This is a genomic window from Microcoleus sp. S28C3 (assembly GCF_036700785.1).
Taxonomy (GTDB): domain Bacteria; phylum Cyanobacteriota; class Cyanobacteriia; order Cyanobacteriales; family Microcoleaceae; genus Microcoleus; species Microcoleus asticus.
In genome coordinates, this window is the sequence record NZ_JAUBPO010000159.1 from 1 (window position 1) to 10,865 (window position 10,865).

General features: G+C 46.4%; 12 protein-coding genes and 1 tRNA gene. 4 read left to right on the forward strand and 9 right to left on the reverse strand.

Features of this window, described 5'->3' with window-relative positions; translation table 11 throughout:
• Nucleotides 1-50 precede the first annotated feature (50 nt).
• The 3 genes from QUA13_RS29580 to QUA13_RS29590 all read left to right on the forward strand — a co-directional run bounded on the left by QUA13_RS29580 (nucleotide 51) and on the right by QUA13_RS29590 (nucleotide 3,247).
• Nucleotides 51-1,070 carry a CHAT domain-containing protein gene (locus tag QUA13_RS29580; protein WP_333204307.1) on the forward strand — a complete coding sequence of 340 codons (1,020 nt, stop codon included), beginning with the start codon at nucleotides 51-53 and terminating at the stop codon, nucleotides 1,068-1,070.
• A 199-nt stretch (nucleotides 1,071-1,269) separates the two neighbouring features.
• On the forward strand, nucleotides 1,270-1,662 hold the full coding sequence (locus tag QUA13_RS29585) for a hypothetical protein (RefSeq protein ID WP_333204309.1): 393 nt from the start codon (nucleotides 1,270-1,272) through the stop codon (nucleotides 1,660-1,662).
• Nucleotides 1,649-3,247: a hypothetical protein gene (locus tag QUA13_RS29590; protein ID WP_333204311.1), complete on the forward strand. Its 1,599-nt coding sequence runs from the start codon at nucleotides 1,649-1,651 to the stop codon at nucleotides 3,245-3,247. Before QUA13_RS29585 ends, QUA13_RS29590 begins: the two co-directional genes overlap by 14 nt.
• Before the next feature lie 47 nt (nucleotides 3,248-3,294).
• On the opposite strand, the gene moeB is transcribed toward QUA13_RS29590, so the two are convergent.
• From moeB to QUA13_RS29635, 9 genes are all read right to left on the reverse strand, one after another.
• Nucleotides 3,295-4,467, reverse strand: coding sequence for a molybdopterin-synthase adenylyltransferase MoeB (gene moeB, locus QUA13_RS29595; RefSeq protein ID WP_333204313.1), 1,173 nt, complete (start codon nucleotides 4,465-4,467; stop codon nucleotides 3,295-3,297).
• 79 nt (nucleotides 4,468-4,546) lie between these two features.
• The gene (locus tag QUA13_RS29600) at nucleotides 4,547-5,026 is read right to left on the reverse strand and encodes a M67 family metallopeptidase (RefSeq protein ID WP_333204315.1); all 480 of its coding nucleotides are present in this window, start codon (nucleotides 5,024-5,026) and stop codon (nucleotides 4,547-4,549) included.
• A gap of 291 nt (nucleotides 5,027-5,317) precedes the next feature.
• A complete protein-coding gene (locus tag QUA13_RS29605; protein ID WP_333204316.1) occupies nucleotides 5,318-5,545 on the reverse strand; it encodes a ferredoxin family protein in 228 nt (75 codons plus the stop codon).
• A 144-nt stretch (nucleotides 5,546-5,689) separates the two neighbouring features.
• Nucleotides 5,690-6,925, reverse strand: coding sequence for an ATP phosphoribosyltransferase regulatory subunit (locus tag QUA13_RS29610; protein WP_333204318.1), 1,236 nt, complete (start codon nucleotides 6,923-6,925; stop codon nucleotides 5,690-5,692).
• Between the two features lie 227 nt (nucleotides 6,926-7,152).
• On the reverse strand, nucleotides 7,153-7,329 hold the full coding sequence (locus QUA13_RS29615) for a hypothetical protein (protein WP_333204320.1): 177 nt from the start codon (nucleotides 7,327-7,329) through the stop codon (nucleotides 7,153-7,155).
• Between the two features lie 53 nt (nucleotides 7,330-7,382).
• Nucleotides 7,383-8,321 (reverse strand): tetratricopeptide repeat protein, encoded by a 939-nt coding sequence (locus QUA13_RS29620; protein WP_333204322.1) that lies wholly within the window; start codon nucleotides 8,319-8,321, stop codon nucleotides 7,383-7,385.
• Between the two features lie 102 nt (nucleotides 8,322-8,423).
• Nucleotides 8,424-9,239 carry an inositol monophosphatase family protein gene (locus QUA13_RS29625; RefSeq protein WP_333204324.1) on the reverse strand — a complete coding sequence of 272 codons (816 nt, stop codon included), beginning with the start codon at nucleotides 9,237-9,239 and terminating at the stop codon, nucleotides 8,424-8,426.
• Between the two features lie 164 nt (nucleotides 9,240-9,403).
• Complete coding sequence (locus QUA13_RS29630; protein WP_333204326.1) at nucleotides 9,404-9,919, reverse strand: thermonuclease family protein; 516 nt, start codon at nucleotides 9,917-9,919, stop codon at nucleotides 9,404-9,406.
• 34 nt (nucleotides 9,920-9,953) lie between these two features.
• The gene (locus QUA13_RS29635; protein ID WP_333204328.1) at nucleotides 9,954-10,322 is read right to left on the reverse strand and encodes a 2Fe-2S iron-sulfur cluster-binding protein; all 369 of its coding nucleotides are present in this window, start codon (nucleotides 10,320-10,322) and stop codon (nucleotides 9,954-9,956) included.
• Nucleotides 10,323-10,535: 213 nt separating this feature from the next.
• Between QUA13_RS29635 and QUA13_RS29640 the strand changes: the two genes are divergently transcribed.
• Nucleotides 10,536-10,620, forward strand: a tRNA-Ser gene (locus tag QUA13_RS29640).
• Nucleotides 10,621-10,865 lie beyond the last annotated feature (245 nt).

A 10,865-nucleotide genomic window follows, 5' to 3' on the forward strand; every position in this document is an offset into this window, starting at 1 on the left:
GATAATTTACAACTCCAGATGCGTACTTTTATTTGAATTCGGTTGATTTTTTGATCCTTTCCTTCAGGGCACTACCCAAACAACTAATCCTAGTACCCCACCGCTACCTGCACCTATTCCCCCTCCACGCCCTACAATTCACCTCAGAAACCCGATTTCAAGAAAAAACCAACTTTCGCGGCTACCTCCTCGACAGCTTCCCCGCCGGCGTGAAATACGCCCCCAGCTTGCAACTACTGCAACTCGTAAAAAATCGCATCACCACCAGAAACTCCCCCCCACCCAATCAGCAACAACTATTCGCCCTCCAGAATCCCACCGAAGACTTATTCAACGCCGACATGGAAGTAGAAACCATCAAAACCCGATTCAATCCGCATCAAATTTTACTCAAAAAACAAGCCACAAAAACCGCCCTCAACGAAAACCGAGAAAACCTCTCAAACGCCAACTACCTGCACTTTTCCTGTCACGGCATATTCAACTTTGACAATCCGCTGCTTTCATCCCTAGTCTTAGCCGATTCCCTGGAACCGCAAACCTCACCCCCGCCCCCAGAGTCAAATCAGCCCGATCGAAAACAGCGCTATGTCACCCTACGCAGCGGCAGAAAAGCCATCCCAGAAAAATGCCTCACCCTGCGAGAAATCTTTGCCGAATTGCAGTTACCGCAGTGCAGTCTCGTCACACTTTCCGCCTGCGAAACCGGGTTAACCACCTCAACCGCAATGACGGATGAATACATTGGTTTACCCAGCGGTTTTTTGTATGCGGGTAGCATGAATGTTGTCAGCAGTCTGTGGGCTGTCGATGATTTTACCACAGCAATTTTGATGATTAAATTTTATCAGGAATTGCCGGATGCAGATTCAGTAGCCCTCGCTTTGAATGCGACGCAAAACTGGATGCGCGCAGTCACAAAAAAAGATTTTAGTGGTTGGATGCAACCGTTAGGTTTAGATAAAAAATTGAGTCAAAAAGTCCAGTTGTGGTTAACGTCATTCACACCAGATGAATCACTATTTTCCGAGCCACAATATTGGGCTGCCTTCTGTGCTACTGGATATTAAGAGGAATCGCATCTTGAAATCGCTACTACACAAACGAAGTCTACTCCTAGCGGGCTAAGAGAAAGCATGGCGATTGAAAACAGATTTGGTATAATGTGAAGGCGAGTGCGATCGCCAGAAAAAAAACAAGCCAGAAGTAATTGCCAAATCTGTGAGATGAGTTACAAAACCTAAATTTTTATCAAAGGGGAATTGTCCTGTGGAACCTGAACAAATTATCAATACTTTCCTGAACTGGCTGAACGAAAAACCGAGTATCTTTATCTCTGCATGGCGTGATTTACCTGAATTAGAAACACAAATAGCTGAATCGGCCGATGATGAATTATTCCCGATTGCCATGACTATCAGCAAGTGGTGTGGCAAACACGAACTGGGAAAGACTTTGAGAGATGCTATTGAGGCACAAAACTTTGTTGATAATGTAAGTGATGCACGGCAAGATATCCGTCCCACGAAACCGACTCCAACGACAGGGCGGTCAACAACTAATATCACTAAAATTCTGCGCGACAGCATTCTAACTGCGTACAATCAACAACAAAATCCCAACCAAGCAAATAGTTCGGATACGGATAATGAACCAAAATAGCAAAATCTCTGCTCCCAACGTTCATTTATTTGCCTTTCACCTCTGGGATGCCCTAGGTTTTGACTCAAATTCCCCTGTCAATTCTCAACAGCCAGCCCTAACTTCAAGCTCAAATTCCCCTGTCAATCCCGAACATTTGTGGCAAAAGTGCAACGAGATATTGCAAAATAATCTCAAAGTCGATGCGGAATTAAATTCTAGCAATTTATACAGCGCGAAAACAGCACCTCCGGGATGGCGCGTCAACCTGATTGTTGAAAACTCTGTAAATGACCTGGCTTTTCTGCCTTTCGAGAAGAATATTGAGCATCATAGCCAGCCGATTTTTCTCCAAGGATTTGCTCAACCGCAGCGGATTGATGACAGTTATGCTTTGGGATTTAACATTAGCATTCCCGAAGAAATTGATGGTATTAAAACATCTAATGTCGATGTTAGCATTTTTCAGGAGTTAAATCCAAGTAACTGCTTGCTGCCGAATTCTGTTAACAGTTATTTTGGTCAAACTCTGCTGCTTACAGCTTGGCTGAGTGCGGAACAAAACCAAGAAATGGGTCAAGATGAGCATTTTCTCAAAAGCTTGGCTCAACAGTGTCTGGAAAATTTTATTTCCGGTCAAAACTTGCCGACTTTTTACCGTCAAAGCGAGTTGTTCGGCAGTCCAATTTTGGAATATGGCAATCCGAATCAGCAGGCTTCCTACTGCCACATTCTGATCTTGTTTTTAAACAGTCCGGCAACAGATGAAATCTGGGATGCAGCCAGGTACAGCGATTTTATGGAGCTGTTTTTGTACAGAAATAAAATTCTTCGTGCTTTTTGGGAAAGTCGCGCCTATTACCGCGAAATTCGCGAGGACTATGAAAAAATTGAACTCGATATTGACAATACTTTTAAGTATTTGCAGCGAGATAAAGCTCAGCAGAAGCAATCGAAAGGTGCGGGTTTAAAGAAGGAAGAATTAAAATCTCTGCAAACTCAGATGATTGAGATGCCGCCTCGGGCTGTGAAGTATGCCCGAATGCTGATTGATTTGGAGTTTCGCCAAAATACGATCGCCATTAACGCCCAAAATTACCAGGATAAATTAAATAAAATAAGTGTTGACTTAAAAGCAAGAAACAAGTACAATGATAGTGATATCAATTTAAGTTTTCTCGAAACATTCAGCAAAGAAACTTGCCCGCAGTTTCAAAGGCAGATTCAAGCAGATTTAGGCTATTTCAAACACGGTTCAGGCTTGCTAGACCAAGCAACCGAGGCAATTCGAGCTATTGTGGCGATCGAAGAAGCTTATCGGGATGCCAAACTAGAGGTAACAATTCAAGCTGTCGGTTTTGGTTTGGGAGTAGCCGGAGTAGTGGCTGGCAGTTCTCCTTATTTGATTAAACAAGACCCGCCGAATCAAATGATTGCTTTGCCTTTGCTGAAGGTGGGAATTAATTCTTTTGCCTTCGTATTGTTGATTAGTATCGGTGCCGGGGCTCTAGTTTGGGGTGGGGTTTTGTTACTGGCCAATTGCAAGAATCTACTAGGTAAGTTCAAGAATCTACTAACTAGAAATAAACAGTTGCCGCCGCCATAATCCCGGTTCCGGGCGGGCAATTCACCCGCCACAGAAAAAGATTAGCCTTAATATTGAGGAACAGACGAGTCTACTTCTTGACTCCAAGCAGTAATTCCGCCCTTAACATTAGTCCCCTCAATTCCAGCTTCCTTCAAAATCCCCAAAGCCTTCGCAGAACGCCCGCCCATTTTGCAGTGTGCAATCAAGCGGTGTCCGTTCAACAATTCCTTGACCTTGGCGACACCTTCGCCGTGTTCGATATCCGGCAAAGGAACCAAAACAGACCCAGGAATTTGAGCAATTTGATACTCGTTAGGATTGCGAACATCTAACAATACAAAATCCTTGGCACCGCTGTCGATTAACTCCTTAAGTTCAACGACAGTCATCTCAGAAATTTGCTGTTGTTCTTGCGCTTCCTGCGCTTTAGCTTGAGGAATGCCGCAGAATTGTTCGTAATCGATTAACTTTTCAATTACCGGACGCACTGGATTAGGCCGCAGTTTCAATTGCCGGAACGTCATATCTAAGGCATTGTAAAGCAACAGTCTGCCGCTCAAAGTAGTGCCTTGACCCAAGATAATCTTGATAGCTTCCGTTGCTTGGATAGAACCGACAACTCCGCACAAAACGCCTAAAACGCCGCCTTCTGCACAAGAAGGAACCATGCCAGGAGGCGGGGGTTCCGGGTACAAATCGCGGTAATTCGGCCCGCCTTCGTAGTTGAAAACTGTTGCTTGCCCTTCAAATCGGAAGATGGAACCGTAGACGTTGGGCTTGTTTAAAAGCACGCAAACGTCGTTCATCAAATAGCGAGTCGGGAAGTTGTCCGTGCCGTCGATGATGATATCGTAAGGAGTGGCAATGTCGATCGCATTTTCGGAACTAACGCGAGTTTCGTACAAATCAACTTGACAAAAAGGATTAATCTCTAAAATCCGATTTTTAGCCGACTCAATCTTCGGTTTCCCAACCCAAGAAGTGCCGTGAATTACCTGCCGCTGCAAATTGGAATGGTCAACAATATCAAAGTCTACAATCCCAATGCGGCCTACACCGGCGGCCGCTAAATACAGCAGCAGCGGCGAACCGAGGCCTCCGGTACCGATGCAGAGCACGCTGGCAGCTTTGAGACGCTTCTGCCCTTCCAATCCAACTTCTGGCAGGATCAGGTGGCGAGAGTAGCGTTCGTATTCTTGTTTGTTGAGCTGGATCTCGTCCAGATTAGGATTTAGCATGATATTGTGTGTAGCGCAGATTTTGAATTATATCCTATCTAAATCTTTCGCCTTTTTACGAGTTTGTTATTTTTACTAATTATTTCTTAATCTCAGTCGGTTCCTGTGCGAGAATTTCCTCTGCTTGAAAGTTCCCCTCTCCGTCAAGACTCCAACTGCGGAGGTCTTCCCAACAGCCTTGTCGGACGGACACAATGATGTAAGAGTATTGGGCCCAGGCCAATGTCCGATCGCACTCTGAGGGCACTGCGGGACAATCCGTGTGAGAATGATATATACCGATAATATCCAGAGTGCGATCGCGCCCGTGTTTCATCGCCCGCAACATATCTTCGGGCTTTATAGCATATCTGCGTCTTTCTGTCAATTCTTTTTGTTCCGGCCAATTCTCTTTAGCTTCCGCACTCCAAGCATTTTCAGTGGGCCAAACTTCTACTAAAGTTTTAACACCTGCAGTAACTCGACCGAGCAACAAACCGCAGCATTCTTCAGGATAAGCGCTTTCAGCGTGGGTGCGCATGGATAAAATTTGAGAGTCGGAAAGTGCGATCGGCTGCATAGGATTTTATTGTAGTTTTTTTTGTAAAGTGCGATCGGGCTTTTTTTTAAAGGAATCGCTTCGAGGTGCGTTAGCGAAGCGGCGCGTTAGCGCTAGAACACAAAGAAAGACAAGAGAGGGGAATAGAACTTACCAAAGTAACATAATTAATTACCTGCATTTAGATATCTAAACGTTAGATTTTTCCAATATTTCTCACCCTTCTACTCTGTGTCCTCTGCCCCCTCTGCGGTTGATAAAAAAATGTAGGGTGCGCATTGCGCACCTTACGGATAAACTTAATTCATGCAATCAAGCGGGAGTTTGCTGCAACTCAGGCCGTTCATCTGGAACGATCGCACCTTCGACCGGACACACCTGCAAACAAATACCGCAGTCAATACAGGTATCAAAATCAATCCAAAACCAATCAGTACCCTTGACATTTTTGCCTGGGCCGGGGTGAATGCAAGCAACGGGACAAGCGCCGACGCAATCAGCAATTCCCTCGCAAATATCCGTAACAATAGTGTGTGCCATAGTGTTCTCTCAAAAGATTTTAGTTAGATAGGGAATTAGCAATTAGCAATTGGCAAAACCTTTTCTCAATCAGCAGGATACATAATATCATATCGGGTGATTTTTAACCAATTACCAACTACCAATTACTAATTACCAATTAGCCTAATTTACCGTTTCAATTGTTGGTAATCCTTCGGCATTTACCCAAGCAATTTGAGCAATTCGTCGATCGCGCGCGTATTCCCGGGTCGCCTCCGCATTCTCCCGACTCTCCAAATCTATTTCTACCCGAACTAGGTGAGTAGACTCTCGGAGTTTGCGAGCATAATCAAAGGCCGCCGCCCCAGCTTCAGGAGTTTGAGGCACAACCAACCATTCGCTAGCTGGTGTTTCCGTGGGCAATTGCCCTTCTGTCAGCAAAACTTGGTGCAAATCTTCAATATTCAGACAAAACCCGATGCCAGGGGAATTTTGCCCTTGGGGGTCGAACAGTCCCAACAGTTGGTCGTAGCGTCCTCCTTGTCCTAAAACTCGCTGTCCTGTCTTGCTGCTGCTGACAACTTCAAACACAATTCCAGTGTAGTAGTCAAATGTTTGAATTAAACTCAAATCGAGGTGAATGTGGGATTTGAGATTGGGAATTTTTGACTGGCATTTGTGCAGCAATTCGATCGCAGATTTGAGATTGTTTAACGCCGATTGCTGCGGCAAATCTAAATCCAGCTTGGCAACAATTGGCAACACCTCTTCTGGGCGGCCGCGCAAGTCAAATAACAGCAGAGCTCTTTCTCGCAATTCGGTTGACAGCGGCAAAGTTTCCAAGGCAATTCGATCGAGATTGGCGATCGCCCCCCGAACTTTCTGGCGCACGTTTGGCGGAAACGGTTCTAGCAATGTTGCAGTCAAGCCCGCTTCTCCCAAAACCAAATGCCACTCATCAATTTCCAAGCTCTGCAAGCACTCAGACAGCAGCAGCAGCACTTCCGCATCCGCAACCGCCCCCCCTGCGCCGAGCAGCTCTACCCCAGCTTGATAGAACTCCTGTTGCCCGCCTGAGCCAGTATCTGGGCCTTTGCGGAACACGTTGGCGTTGTAGTAGAGGCGCTGAGGCTGCCAGCGAGTCCCGGCCATCCGCATTGCAGCCGCGCGGGCGATCGATGCTGTCAATTCCGGCCGCAAACCCAGTTCTCCATCCTCGGCGTCTTGCAATTGAATCAGAGTCGATCGGTCGATCGCGCCCCCAGCCATTAAAGTCTCCAGCCTTTCTAGAGTTGAAGTAATAATCCGGTGATAGCCCCAGCGGTGAAAAACCTGCTGCAAGCGCCGTTCGATCGAAATTTTTTGAGCAACGTCAAGGGGCAATAAATCTCTTGCACCGGATGGGGGTTGGTGAACCATATCAATTTTAGATTTTAGACTTTAGATTTTAGATGGGGCTTAGAAGCTTAGCTTTATGGACGGTGTTAAAGTCTAACGAGGCAAGCTTAACATTCGACTTTAACAAATTAAGGTGTCATATCAATTTTAGATTTTAGATTTTAGATTTTAGATGGGGCTTAGAAGCTTAGCTTTAGGGGACGGTGTTAAAGTCGAAGAAGGCGAGCTTAACATTCGACTTTAACAAATTAAGGTGTCATATCGTTTTCGTTTGCATCGGAATAATCATTTTCTCCGTCAGTGCGATCGTCCCGTTCTTTCTGGAGCATCCGCGATCGCGGGACGATCGCACTGACGGTATAATTCCGACTGCTATCCGATGTGCGATCGCCAACTCTGGATTCTTTTGAGCCAGAGCGATCCACTCCTCAGCTATTCAACACTTTCTAACTATTCCAAACTCACACTTCACAACTTCTCACTTCTTCTTCCCCCCAAACAAACTTGCAAAAAATCCTGGTTTCTCCTCACCTTTTTTTGCCTTTGCGGCAGCTTGTTCCAGCTTTTTCTTAACCTCCAAAGCCGTCGGTTCTTCAGGATTTGATGCCAAAGCTTTGTTCATCTCAAGTTTCGCCATTGTGGCTTGATTTTGTTCAAAGTAACACATTGCTAACATAGCGTGGGCTTGGCTGTGTTTCGGAGCGCGCTTCAGGGCTTCCCTCAACTCCAAACTTGCTTTAGCGTAATTTTTGCTGTCCATAAATCCTTGAGCTCGGCGGCAATAGGGGTCGGCCAGCGTGTCTGGGGGTTCGACTTTAGGCGGAGGAGGAGGCGCGGGAGTTGCGGTGGCTGGGGTTGCTGCTGATGTTTTTTCTGTGCTAGTTGGGCTTGTGGCTTTTGCAGATGAACCGGATGCAACCCCACCACCACCACCACCCATGCGCTCTTTTCGGAGCAGGTAAACCATGTTGAGTTCGCTAATTTGATCGATCGCCTGTTGCGTTTCCTCAACTGATTCGTACTGCTTGAGAGCGAGTTTGCTAACTGCTGTTTTGTAAGCTTCTTCCCAATTTTGAGCCGTAGCTAACTGTTTGGCTGCTGCGCTTTCGATTTGCATTTTCGCCTGTTCTTTAACCAGGCGCTTGCTGATGGTTGCTAATAGCAGGTTGTATTCTTTGCGATCGCTTTCCTTAGAGAATTTGTTGTAAGCCGGATTGACTACTTTTGATAAAAATTGGTTGGCCCAATCTTTATCGGCTGGGTCTTCAAAAGAGCAAGTATCCGAATGCAAGCGGCGGGCGATTTTCATGTAGCGCTTGCGGATGTCGTTAAACTCGGCGTCTAAGGGAATTCCCAAAATTGCGTGCTGATCAATAAAGTCATACTTGAACAGCCCTTTTGTCATTTCAAAAGACATAACTTTTACTCTTCCTTTCCTGGCTTTTCACTATCCTTTAATGTAGCTTGAGTCAAGGGGTTGTGACCCCCGTACTACCCCCGATCCTTGGCTGCGGGGGCGCTACTTCCAGGAAGATAAGGGAGGAACTGCTAGCAGTGCGCTGCTGAGTTCGGCGTGTATTCTGCCGTTTGTGGCCAAAATCCGACCCGAGTTCATTTCAAAGGCACTGCCGTCATAAGCTGTAATTTGACCTCCTGCTTCGGAGACGATGACTACACCGGCCGCTACGTCCCAAGGAGCGAGTCCCCGTTCCCAGTATCCGTCCGATCGCCCCATCGCGAGGTGTGCGAGGTCTAGGGATGCCGAACCGCTGCGCCGCACGCCTTGGGTGAGGTGGGTGAGGTGACAGAATTCGGCATAATTATTGTCTGCTGTTTCGCGCCGATCGTATGCAAAGCCAGTGACTAGCAAGCTGGTTCTCAATTCTGAGATTTGGGAGACTTGGATGGGCTTCCGGTTGCAGGTTGCTCCCAATCCCTTGCCTGCCCGAAATAATTCGTTATGAAAAGGGTCGTAAATTACTCCAATTTGTGGTATGCCGTCGATTAACAGTCCGATCGACACGGCCCAAAAAGGATATTGGTGAGCATAATTGGTTGTACCGTCCAAAGGGTCGATCGCCCACAGGTATTTGCTGCTGGCATCGCCTAATTTGCCGGATTCTTCGGCGAGGATGGCGTGGTCGGGTACGTGGCGGCCGAGAATTTCTAAGATGACGGCTTCTGAGGCTTTGTCGGCTTCTGTGACTAAATCGCCCGATCGGCCTTTTTCTTGAATGTTTTCTAATTTTCCGCAGAAAGATTGCAGGACGGAACCAGCGGCTAGGGCTGCTTCTGTGGCTATTTCTAAGAAGTTTTGCAGTTGATTGTCAGTCATTAGGAAGAAGGAAGAAGGAAGAGGGAAGAAGGCAGAAGGCAGAAGGCAGAAGGCAGAAGGCAGAAGGCAGAAGGCAGAAGGAAATCATTGCTCGTTAGTAGTTATTAGTTATAACTGAGGAGTTTTTAGTCATTTACAAATGACTAATGACTAATTACTACTGACTATTGGCGATTTTGCTGGCGAAATTCTGCGGGAGTTTGGCGCAAAGCTCGTTCTGGATTCCACAGGCCTTTACCCATGAGTCTCGCCCATTCTTGAGCGTTCACGAGTCGCTGCTGGTATTTGGTGTTGGGCGATCGCACTGAGGCCAGGGCATAACCTTCTTTGACTAGCTGTTCGTTGAGCAAAACTTTATCTTGCCACAAGTAGGCTAGTTTGCGATCGAACTGGTCTTTGCCTTCGATGTCTGATTCTAACAATACCTGTTTTCCCCCAATTAGCTGTTCTAGTCTTTGTTTGGCTGCTTCTCCCCAAGGCTGCTGTTTTAAATCCGGCGCATCAATACCAATCAGCCTAATTTGTTCTAATAAGGCTATTTTGTCGGCTGTACTGATAACTTCGATTGTTTGGCCGCTGATGGCCCTTTCTACTTTGGCGATCGTACCTTGGGGCATTTCTGGTTTTTGGCAGCTAGCTAACAACAGACAAAGGGCGATCGCAAATAACCGATAAAGCATGGATAATTGGTAGTTGATAATTTATCAAATTGCCTTATTCTTCATCCAACGGCAAACCGGCTTTAACTTTACCTTTGCCGAAGTAGCGGCCGAATTGCAGTTCGTACACTTCGTCTTCGTCTTGCGTCTCTACCTCGATGTTGGAACGGGGATAGCTGACGCACAGCAGGGCATAACCTTCTTTTTGCAGTTCCACAGAAAGCCCCATTGCTTCTGGCTGGTGCAGTTCCCCCGACTTGACGCGCACCGCACAGGCGGTACAAGCGCCGTTGCGGCAGGAAAAGGGCAATTCTACTCCTTGGTTTTCGGCGCTTTGGAGGATGTAGCGGTCTTCGGGTACTCGCACGGTGTGGCGCTCGCCTGTCTGTCTGTTATGAATTTTAATTGTGTAAGAGTCAGTCATGGAATTTTAGATTTTAGATTTTAGATTTTAGATTGGGGTTGGCGGGGCAAAATCCTTGAGATGAAAGGGTTTGCGACACTGGGAGGAGAATCCGGCCTGCCCGTTTGACACCCTACCCACATTAAACAGCAAATTTATGCCGTTACCCCTTCCCAAATCAGATTTGTTCTGCTAAGATAGTTTAGCTGTGGCTAAATGAATTAATTTAGCCCTGGAGAGGTGGCCGAGCGGTTGAAGGCGCACGCCTGGAAAGTGTGTTTAGGGCAACTTAACGAGGGTTCGAATCCCTCCCTCTCCGTTAAACAAGCTGTTCAGGCAAAAAAAACAGCTTGCAACAAAAATCTCTGATATGAGATAAATACTTTGATTAGAGCGATCGCCCTTGAATTCTTTTAGAAAAATCAAGGGCGATCGCTTTTATATTTTTGAGTGTAAATTAGGGCGATCGAACCGAGAATAAACGCCCCGGTAGTGCCCTGAAGGAAAGGATCGAGAGAATAAAACTGAATTCAAAGAAAAGTAGGCATTTAGAGTTGTAAATTA

Excerpts from the sequence above, each read along its gene's own strand:
- QUA13_RS29625 (WP_333204324.1), bottom strand. The coding sequence starts at position 9,239 with ATGACTGACAATCAACTGCAAAACTTCTTAGAAATAGCCACAGAAGCA.
- QUA13_RS29610 (WP_333204318.1), bottom strand. The coding sequence starts at position 6,925 with ATGGTTCACCAACCCCCATCCGGTGCAAGAGATTTATTGCCCCTTGAC.
- QUA13_RS29590 (WP_333204311.1), top strand. The coding sequence starts at position 1,649 with ATGAACCAAAATAGCAAAATCTCTGCTCCCAACGTTCATTTATTTGCC.
- QUA13_RS29605 (WP_333204316.1), bottom strand. The coding sequence starts at position 5,545 with ATGGCACACACTATTGTTACGGATATTTGCGAGGGAATTGCTGATTGC.
- moeB (WP_333204313.1), bottom strand. The coding sequence starts at position 4,467 with ATGCTAAATCCTAATCTGGACGAGATCCAGCTCAACAAACAAGAATAC.
- QUA13_RS29620 (WP_333204322.1), bottom strand. The coding sequence starts at position 8,321 with ATGTCTTTTGAAATGACAAAAGGGCTGTTCAAGTATGACTTTATTGAT.
- QUA13_RS29630 (WP_333204326.1), bottom strand. The coding sequence starts at position 9,919 with ATGCTTTATCGGTTATTTGCGATCGCCCTTTGTCTGTTGTTAGCTAGC.
- QUA13_RS29600 (WP_333204315.1), bottom strand. The coding sequence starts at position 5,026 with ATGCAGCCGATCGCACTTTCCGACTCTCAAATTTTATCCATGCGCACC.
- QUA13_RS29635 (WP_333204328.1), bottom strand. The coding sequence starts at position 10,322 with ATGACTGACTCTTACACAATTAAAATTCATAACAGACAGACAGGCGAG.